The 8,728-nt window shown below is 58.3% G+C and carries 10 protein-coding genes and 1 tRNA gene; 3 read left to right on the forward strand and 8 right to left on the reverse strand.

Going from position 1 to position 8,728, the window contains the following annotated elements; translation table 11 throughout:
- The coding region (locus ABIL25_02445; protein ID MEO0081137.1) for a hypothetical protein at positions 1 to 573 on the forward strand (573 nt) is incomplete at its 5' end.
- 57 nt (positions 574 to 630) lie between these two features.
- Here ABIL25_02445 and ABIL25_02450 read toward each other — a convergent pair.
- The 8 genes from ABIL25_02450 to hypD all read right to left on the reverse strand — a co-directional run bounded on the left by ABIL25_02450 (position 631) and on the right by hypD (position 7,672).
- Positions 631 to 1,077: a TIGR00725 family protein gene (locus ABIL25_02450; protein ID MEO0081138.1), complete on the reverse strand. Its 447-nt coding sequence runs from the start codon at positions 1,075 to 1,077 to the stop codon at positions 631 to 633.
- Positions 1,078 to 1,087: 10 nt separating this feature from the next.
- A complete protein-coding gene (ade, locus tag ABIL25_02455; protein ID MEO0081139.1) occupies positions 1,088 to 2,830 on the reverse strand; it encodes an adenine deaminase in 1,743 nt (580 codons plus the stop codon).
- Positions 2,827 to 3,408: a hypoxanthine phosphoribosyltransferase gene (gene hpt, locus ABIL25_02460; protein MEO0081140.1), complete on the reverse strand. Its 582-nt coding sequence runs from the start codon at positions 3,406 to 3,408 to the stop codon at positions 2,827 to 2,829. Before hpt ends, ade begins: the two co-directional genes overlap by 4 nt.
- A gap of 42 nt (positions 3,409 to 3,450) precedes the next feature.
- Positions 3,451 to 3,525, reverse strand: a tRNA-Pro gene (locus ABIL25_02465).
- A 132-nt stretch (positions 3,526 to 3,657) separates the two neighbouring features.
- A complete protein-coding gene (locus tag ABIL25_02470) occupies positions 3,658 to 4,305 on the reverse strand; it encodes a protein-L-isoaspartate(D-aspartate) O-methyltransferase (GenBank protein MEO0081141.1) in 648 nt (215 codons plus the stop codon).
- 33 nt (positions 4,306 to 4,338) lie between these two features.
- On the reverse strand, positions 4,339 to 5,463 hold the full coding sequence (locus ABIL25_02475) for a site-2 protease family protein (GenBank protein MEO0081142.1): 1,125 nt from the start codon (positions 5,461 to 5,463) through the stop codon (positions 4,339 to 4,341).
- 12 nt (positions 5,464 to 5,475) lie between these two features.
- Complete coding sequence (gene hypE, locus ABIL25_02480) at positions 5,476 to 6,555, reverse strand: hydrogenase expression/formation protein HypE (GenBank protein ID MEO0081143.1); 1,080 nt, start codon at positions 6,553 to 6,555, stop codon at positions 5,476 to 5,478.
- Positions 6,545 to 7,672 (reverse strand): hydrogenase formation protein HypD, encoded by a 1,128-nt coding sequence (gene hypD / locus ABIL25_02485; GenBank protein MEO0081144.1) that lies wholly within the window; start codon positions 7,670 to 7,672, stop codon positions 6,545 to 6,547. The genes hypE and hypD overlap by 11 nt, the downstream gene beginning before the upstream one ends.
- Before the next feature lie 104 nt (positions 7,673 to 7,776).
- On the opposite strand from hypD, the gene ABIL25_02490 reads away from it, so the two are divergent.
- Together ABIL25_02490 and rpmH are read left to right on the forward strand one after the other, a co-directional pair.
- The gene (locus ABIL25_02490) at positions 7,777 to 8,214 is read left to right on the forward strand and encodes a hypothetical protein (protein ID MEO0081145.1); all 438 of its coding nucleotides are present in this window, start codon (positions 7,777 to 7,779) and stop codon (positions 8,212 to 8,214) included.
- A 110-nt stretch (positions 8,215 to 8,324) separates the two neighbouring features.
- On the forward strand, positions 8,325 to 8,462 hold the full coding sequence (rpmH, locus tag ABIL25_02495) for a 50S ribosomal protein L34 (protein ID MEO0081146.1): 138 nt from the start codon (positions 8,325 to 8,327) through the stop codon (positions 8,460 to 8,462).
- Positions 8,463 to 8,728: the final 266 nt, after the last annotated feature.

The following is an 8,728-nucleotide window of genomic DNA, read 5'->3' on the forward strand; positions in this document are numbered from 1 at the left end:
TTCCGCTACCCGTACATCCGCTACTCCTACTCTGGATCAACGTCGCTGTTCCGGGCCGTAGTCACGAGCAACGAGCCAACTACCAGCTGGGATACCCTGTTCTATGCCTTTTCGCGGCGGACCTCTCCCACCACTTGGGAAGACCGAGCGACACCAAATGATCATCGGATTACTGGAGAGTTTGGTGCGAATTGCGACTTCTCAAGCAAGTTGGGTGGGGGCGGCGGGTATGTTGCCTATCGCGAGTATGCGGAGAGACAAATCTGGTTCGACGGCTGGAACTGGACCGGCGTTGCCGAAGGCCGGACCCCGGGACGCGAATCCAGAACAAGCCTGCCAACATTTCTCGGCCGCGATGGTGCGCTGAACCTGAGCCTGGCTCGGGCATCCGACGTGAAGGCACTAGTGTATGACGGCTCAGGCCGCCTGTGCGGCACAGTCTTTGCCGGACGCCTCGAGGCCGGAAATCATCGTCTCCCGATTCAGACCGCAGGGCTTGCCAAGGGCATCTACTTCCTGCACGTCGAACTCAACGGCAATACCCGGACCGCAAAGCTCGTGCACGTCCGCTAACCGTACAAAGCAGTAAGCGGGGAGGGCAAATCCCTCCCCGCTAATGTTTCTAGGATGTTAGTGACCCAGTGCAAGTGTTACTGCTTGTGCTGGGGTATCTGCCCTTTCAATCCCGGGAATGTCCCAAGTATGCAGCCCGACCACGCGCTTGCCTGCCTTGAGTGCAAACCCTATCTCTGAAAGCGTACCATAGGAACCACCCACGGCTATCAGTACGTCCGCGGTCTTGATTATCACCAGATTCCTGGCCTCAGTCAGACCGGTAGCAATCGGCACGTCAACGTAAGGATTCGCCTCTTCCCTACTTGACCCAGGTAGAATGCCGACTGTCAATCCGCCTTCAGCCTTGCCCCCGCGGCACGCCGCCTCCATCACCCCACCCATCCCACCGCACACAAGCACTGCGCCGGCTCTGGCAATGTAACGACCGACTTGCTCGGCAAGCTCAGCCAGGCCGTCGTCGCACTCGCCAGCACCAATGACCCCGACCCAGACCCGTGCCAAGTGTTCTACCCTATTGGAATAAGCGGACGATCTTGAACTTGGCAACATCAACTAACCCATGGTCGGTAAGCTTCAGCTCAGGAATCACAGGCAGCGCGAGAAACGACAGGGTGACGAAGGGATTTTCCAGTCGTGATCCCCAAACGTGTGCTTTGTCCAGAAGCTCAGCCAGTTGTGCAGATACCCGGTCAGCCGAGTCATCCGACATCAAGCCCGCAATCGGTAACGGCAGTCGTGCCCTGACTTTGCCCCGTGCCACAGCCGCAATGCCCCCGCCCATTTTCTTGAGTTCGCGCGCTACAACAAGCATATCCTGGTCGTTTGTCCCGACAATAATGATGTTGTGCGAGTCGTGCGCCACGGTCGTCCCAAGAGCACCTTGCTTCAGACCGAATCCGGAAACCAGTCCCAGCCCGATGCGACCGCTCGCTTTGTGACGCTCAATCACAGCCAACTTCAGAATGTCCCGTTCTGGGTCAGCCTCGACGAGTCCGTTCACAACCCTAGGCTTAACCATACGTTGCTCAGTGACTATCTGGTCTGGAACCACTCTTATCACCCGGCACATATCGCCCTGTGCCTTGATGGCGAACGACCTGAGCGACAAAGGTGCAAGCCGTACCGTGTTCATGACCACGGCGTCCTTGACCGGCGCAAGCTTCGCAAGCACTTGACCATCTCTTGCCACTGGCCGGCCAGCCTTGAACACCCACCGTGCTTTGAACCTTGTGAGGTCCTCAAGCACAACCAGGTCCGCCTGCCACCCTGGAGCAACCGCACCGCGACGCTCGAGCCCAAAGTACTCAGCCGGGTTCAACGTTACCATCTGGATTGCAGCAACTGGACTCAGCCCCTGCATCACCGCTCTGCGCAGCGTAGCATCAAGGTGTCCATCGCGCAATAGCTCCTCAGGATGCTTATCATCGGTTACAAGACAGCATCGCCTCAGGTTAAAGTCATTTACCACACCGGCAAGCCCGGCCAGGTTCTTCGCGGCCGAGCCTTCACGCACAAACAACCGCAGGCCAGCCCGAAGCTTCTCCCTCGCCTCGTCCCGACCAACGCACTCGTGGTCTGATCCGATTCCGGCCGCAGCGTACGCCTGAAGCCAGCGTTCGACCACAGCCGGCGCATGACCATCCACCACCCGACCAGCCCGGCGGGCCGTCGCGACCTTAGCCAGCATCTGTTCATCACCAAAGATCACTCCTGGGTAATTCATAACCTCAGCCAGACCAACGACCCGGTCCAGAGCAAGCAACCGGCTGATGTCCTGACCGGTCAGTCGAGCGCCCGACGTCTCCAGACCGGTTGAAGGGACGCAGGAGGGAACAGTTAGGAAAACATCCATTGGCAATCGGGCGGTCGCCCTCAGGAGATACTTTACGCCGCTGACCCCGAGCACATTTGCAATCTCGTGGGGGTCCGCGACGACCGCAGTCGTGCCGCGGGCAAGGCACAGTCGGCAAAACTCGTGTACCGGTAACATCGAACTCTCGATGTGGATGTGTGCGTCAATGAAGCCCGGCGCAACGTACATGCCCTTCAAGTCAATCACCGGCCCCTTCTCGTAGCCCACGCCCACACCGGCCACAAGACCATCTTTGACTGCTACGTCGGCCCGGCGCACCTCACCGGTGAACACGTCTATCACGCTTCCGCCGGCGAGCACCAGGTCTGCTGGCTCGTCGCCTCTGGCAACCGCAACAAGCAGCCGCAACCGCTTCTCTTCCAAACTTCTTCTCCTAGTCATCCTGTTTCCTCGATCCTTTCCTCAGTCTTCGCCTTCGAATCCCCTGCCCCCTTCTCAATGTAACCGACATACGGAAGATTGCGGAACCTTTCTGCATAGTCAGCTCCATACCCGACCACAAAATGGTCTGGAATCACAAATCCCACGTAATCGGCCTTGATATCGGCTCTGCGTCGGGCTGGCTTGTCTAGAAGTACGCACAACTTCAGGCTAGCCGGATTGCGCAACGTCAGGTTCTTGAGGATATACTTCAAGGTCAGACCGCTGTCTAAGATGTCTTCGACCACAAGGACGTGGCGCTGTTCCAGCGGGCACTTCAGGTCCATTACTGTCTTCACCACTCCCGACGTCCTAGTACTTGCCCCGTAGCTTGACACCGTCATGAAGTCAATGAACACTGGTACGGTAAGCTGACGAACAAGGTCGGCAAGGAATATCCACGACCCCTTGAGTATCCCGACGACGATAAGCTCGCGTCCGGCGTAGTCTGAGGAAATCCGACAACCGAGCTCAACAACCTTCTGCCGAAGTTGTTCTTCACTTATCAGTGTGTGAACTTGGACATCGTTTGGGTACACCAGCGCGTCCTTTCTGACCCGGACCTGGATGCTGAATACTAATCGGGGCGACTGGATTTGAACCAGCGACCTCTTGGTCCCGAACCAAGCGCGCTAAACCAACTGCGCTACGCCCCGGGTTTCGAGAAAGAGACAAGAGAGTAAGGAAAACAGCAGAAGGACAGGTTCTTCTGACGTCCTACGGTCTCCTCCTCTCGTTTTCACTGCCTGCCCGCCAATCATAAGGCAAAACCCGCAAGAGTCAACCCACTACGCCTGGCCGGCCTGCTCTTGACGAACAAAAGGTACGAAAACGCAGCTCATTAGTCCACGTTGGACCATCCGCTTACCATGTTTCACACCAAGGGTCAGAGTCTGCATTCCCGGCGGGCCAACAGGTACAACGATTCTTCCCCGGTCCGCCAGTTGATCAGCAAGGACCTGAGGCATGGTCTCCGCAGCCGCGGTAACCAAAATCCGGTCGAACGGCGCAAACTCAGGCCAGCCAAGGTTACCATCGCCGATTCTGAACCTTATGTTCCGATATCCCAGTCGTTGCAGCACCATGCGCGCGGCAAGCGACAGTTCCCGCACAATCTCAACAGTATAGACTTCCCCTGCCAGTCTGGCTAGCACCGCAGTCTGATACCCCGACCCGGTACCGATTTCAAGTACCCGGTGTTCTGGTCCGACCGACAAAGCCTCGGTCATCACGGCAACCATGTAGGGCTGGGAAATAGTCTGTCCGTGCCCAATCGGGAGTGGATGGTCCTCGTACGCCTGATGCCACATCGCCTCGGGAACAAAGAGATGTCGCTCCACTACGAGCATTGCCTCGAGCACCTGCTTGTCCCTGACACCACGCGCCCTTATCTGTTCTTCGACCATCAACTGTCTGGCCTTCTCAAAGTTCACCATAAGCCGGATACGCCCTACTTGCCCTGTTTCACCCTAGAATCTTGCCTGACCGAACGGCGCAGGTGTGAAACACAGAACCAGTACCCCCAACGCAGCCAGGGCCAGCAGTTTCTCTGTCCGGGATAGTGGAGTGATGTCATCCAAAGGCGGCGGATGCTTGAGTCCGAATAACGATATCATGACCGCCCAGAACGGCCAGCCGAGCCAGAAGTAGCCTGCAAGTACAAGCAACCCGATTACGGCCCAGTTGGCAAGTTCCCTGAACCGGCCGAACACCGCATAGGCAATGTGTCCGCCGTCAAGCTGTCCAGCCGGCAGAAGGTTCAGTGCCGTGACGAAGAATCCCAGCCAGCCGGCGAATGCCACCGGGTGTAGGACAATGTCCTTGCCCGGCCCGAGCTCGCCGAACCACAGCCTGGATAGAAGACCGAAGACCAGCGGCGTGCCGAGCTGGATGCCACGACTCGCGTCACCCACACTCACTACTTGAGACTGCGAGAGGCCGACAATCGTAACCGGCAAGGCCGCAAGAAAGCCAACCAGGGGCCCGGCTACACCCACCCGTACCAGCGCTCCCTTGCTCGGAACTGCTGAACGCATCCGGATGAAAGCCCCCATTGTTCCGGTCATCGGATGAGGAACCGGCAGAAAATAGGGCAATGTCGCATCAACCCCGAGCCGCCGCGCGGTAAGGTAGTGCGCCAGTTCGTGACTGCCAAGTATCAGGATTATGCTCAGCGAGAAAGGCACGCCGAACACAAGTTCCAGCGGATTGCGGAACGGATTGTGCCCCATCTGCAGCGAGCCGACTAGCAACGTTGACAGTATCGTTGCCAGCAGAAGAACAAGATTTACCCAACGCTTCGGCGGGGCGAGTCTGGGCCGCGGGCCGTAGGTAATCACGTGCTTGTCCTCAAGGCGTGCGAAGTATGCCACCAGACCGTACTCGTCAAACAGCCTTTTCAGCCCTACAAGATTCTCGCTAACCGGCTCGGGTATTCTGCCGCCGATCGTATTACCTCTGACCCATTCTGCCTGCATGTACTGTCCGATCTCCCGCATGTCTGGAATCATCTCCGATTGTGCTGCATTCTCAGGCGGCAGGAAATTTCCCCGGACTTCGTACCCACGCTCTTCCATCGGCTCTAGGTCACTCATTGGTCTATTCCCTCAACATATCCTCGGTAGCTGCTCAGCCTCCAGCATTATCAACCGCCGAAGCGAACCAACCCTGGTTCGCAGCCATACACCCTGCGGCTCGCTGACAACTTCACCTATCACCCGACCGTTCCGGCCCTTTGCGTCCCGGTGAATCTCGTGGACTAGTTTCGTCGCACTCTTGGCTGCACAAACAACCAGGACCTTGCCCTCATTTGCCATGTAAAGCGGCTCAATACCCAGAAGGTCGGCAACTGCACGCACGCTGCGGCTGACCGGAATGGCGTCCTCATCTAGGATGAACCCGAGACCACACGCATCCGCAAGTTCATTGCAGGTTGTCGCGAGTCCGCCGCGGGTCGGGTCCCGCATCATCCTCACCCCTCCAGCCCGCAGAAGACGGACCGTCAGTCGGTGCAATGGCGCACAATCACTGGCAATTCTGCCCTTGAACCGATAGGAGCCTCGCGCCAAGGCAACCGCAGCTTCGTGCTCACCAATCGGACCGTTGATCAGCAAACGGTCACCAGGTCTTATCAACTCAGGTCCCAGTCTCAGGTCCTTCGGAACCGAACCAACCCCGGTCGTATTGACATAGATACCTTCATCGGTACCACGCTCAATAACCTTGGTATCCCCGGTCACTACCTCGAGACCAACTGTCCGCGCCATTCTGCCAATTGAAGAGCATATCCGCTCCAGCGTCTCAATCTTCAGCCCTTCGCGAAGAATAAATCCGACCGACAGTTGCATCGGAATCGCCCCCATTACCGCCAGGTCGTTCACGGTGCCGCAAACTGCAAGCTTGCCAATGTCACCGCCTGGAAAGAACAGAGGCTGCACCACGTAGGAGTCAGTAGACAAACCAAGGCGCCGACCAGGCGACCGAAACACGGCCGCGTCTTCAAGCCTCTTAAGTGTTCGACCGCCAAAATGCCTTAGGAACACCTGCCGAATCAGCCGGTGCATCTTCCTGCCGCCGGCACCATGGCCGAGCACAACCCGCTCGTCCCAAATTTCACCCGTTACAAACGGTGGCTGCCAGCCGAATCTGGAACTGGCTTTATGGAATCCGTACGTCCTATTGCTCATACTTGTAGTATGCGGCACACGCGCCTTCAGACGAGACCATACATGGGCCGACCGGCTTCTCTGGCGTGCAGGCTTTGCCAAACAGTCTGCACTCTGGCGGCATAATCACACCCAGCATCACCTCACCGCAACGACATGCCACCCTGCTTCGCTTCGTTCGTCCAATCGGCCTTGCCGTTCCCGTCAGTCCCAACTTTATCCGACTGTCAAACCCACGGAACTTTGGCCTGAATGCCAGTCCCGAGTCCGGAATCGGCCCAATTCCACGCCAGACGGCGTCCACCGGTTCAAACACTCGGCTCATCAACCGCTGGGCCTGCCTGTTCCCGTCCGGCCTCACCGTACGCCGATACTGGATCACCACCTGCGGTTCCTGCTTTGCCAACTGTTCCAACAGCATCAGGATACCCTGCACCACGTCAAGTACTTCAAATCCGGTGATGCAGCAGGGCTTGCAGTACTGCTGAGCCAGAAACTGGTAGGGCTTCGCACCCAAGACCGTTGACACGTGCCCAGGCAGGATGAAACCGTCAATGTTCACCCGGCTGGCACCGGCAATGCGCGCCAGCGCGGGGGGTATAAGCTTGAACATCGGCAGAACCGAAAAGTTGGTAAGTCTGCGCTTACCCGCTGCCAGCACTGCGGCCGCAACAGTAGGTGCGGTTGTCTCGAATCCAACCCCGAGGAATACAAACTGCCGCACGCGTTCACTTGCCGCCAAGCCAACGGCGTCCAGGGCCGAGTACACGACTCGAACATCCGCACCCGCCACCCGGGCCTGTTCCAGAGACCCCGCTGCACCCGGTACCCGCATCATATCGCCAAAAGTCGCGACTGTAACACCTGGACACCGCGCAAGCGCAATCGCGGCATCAATTTCCTCCTGCGAGGTCACACATACCGGGCAGCCGGGCCCGGACCGAAGCTCAAGACGCCGGTCCACCGCTCTTCTAATCCCCGAGCGGGAGATGACCATCGTGTGTGTGCCGCACACCTCCATCAGACTGATCCGCCGGGAGTTGTACTGCCGGCACACTTCGTCTACTAGGCAGTTCACGCGCCGCAATAGCAGCCGCACCAAATTATCGGCTGGCCCGACTGAGGTGGACGACCGCACATGCGGATTATAGTCGGTCTGATAACTCAGTCAAAAAGACACTACACCTGACGTTACGGATGATCACTTGACACCACCGTAGCGCCGAGTATATACAAACAACAATGAAGAACCAACCAATGCGTCATACCGCGTCATGCGTGATTCTATGTTCAACCGTCGTGCTGCTTGCAGGCTGCCCGCGTCCGTCCAAGTCCCCACCGAAGGTAGCTGGCACCGGGCTGCAGCTCCCGCTCACAACTACGACCCGCCCCGAGTCGCAGCCGCCGACTCCGCCTCCGACTCGGAGTGCGAAACAGGAGATGCTCAGCAGCCTAACCAGCTCATTCGCAAGGCTGGAACAACGGCTGGCTGAGTACCGCAGCACGGGGCCCAGCGTCGAGGACCTGAAGCAAGTCGAGGAGCTGGCGGCAAAAGTCCATTCCGCCCTTGCCGCAGCCAGGGCCGCACCAGAAGAAGGTGACGAACTGATGCTGCGCGTCCATGCTGTGAACACCGCGCTATTCAACCTCGACCAGTTCCTGACTGACAAGGGTCACTAGCACGCCCTTGTTCCGGTCCGCTGCGGCCGTTGCGCGGCCAAGCTCGCCCGCGTGGGACATGGGCTTGACTTCATTGGCCTCGCATCCTATAATCGGCTCAAGGAGCACCAATGCCCAAGAGAACATATCAACCATCCAATGTCTGCCGCAAACGTACTCACGGGTTCCGCGCCCGGCGAAGAACTCACGGCGGTCGGCTCGTGTTGAGACGACGTCGTGCCAAAGGCCGAAAACGCTTGACGGTATGAGCGAGGCCGACCCTGAAGCGCGCAGAAACCTTGCGGCGTCACCAGGACATCAGTCGGGTGCAGGACATAGGCCGAAGGGTATTCGGCCAGGTGCTCTGTCTCTGCTACGCACCGGCGGCCGCAACTAGCGAACCCACAGCATCCTCTGTCCCCAACCGTCCAGTGCACAGGCCGATTCGCCGACTTGCATTTCTCTTGGGCCGCGGAACCGACTCCGCCGCGGACCGCAACCGCCTCAAACGCCGACTGCGCGAAATCTACCGGCA

Source organism: candidate division WOR-3 bacterium, from assembly GCA_039801365.1.
In the GTDB taxonomy this organism is placed as follows: Bacteria; Hydrothermota; Tepidihabitantia; order Tepidihabitantales; family Tepidihabitantaceae; genus JBDRUN01.